The sequence below is a fragment of the Caulobacter sp. CCH9-E1 genome, assembly GCF_001556515.1.
Lineage (GTDB): Bacteria > Pseudomonadota > Alphaproteobacteria > Caulobacterales > Caulobacteraceae > Caulobacter.
Map to the genome: position 1 here is coordinate 1 of NZ_LSJA01000068.1, position 224 is coordinate 224.

A 224-nucleotide genomic window follows, 5' to 3' on the forward strand; every position below is an offset into this window, starting at 1 on the left:
CCGCTCTTGTTGGTGAAGTCGTGGTCACGATCGAGGCGCTCATCGTGCAGCCGGCTGGCGGAGCGATAGGCGGCCGAGGCCACGGCGCTGGCCCCGATGGCGCGGCTGATGACTTTGACGCTGAAGTGGTAAATCGCCATGGCGACAGACCACTTACTATCCTGAGCGCACGTCGGCACGACGTATAAGCGCGCCCTCCAAGATTAAAATCTCGGGAGGGACCG

Annotated in this window: 1 protein-coding gene; it reads right to left on the reverse strand. The window is 62.5% G+C overall.

Annotated elements, in window-relative coordinates:
• The coding region (locus AX690_RS22670) for a MobA/MobL family protein (protein ID WP_156449552.1) at positions 1–140 on the reverse strand (140 nt) is incomplete at its 3' end.
• Between the last annotated feature and the right edge of the window lie 84 nt (positions 141–224).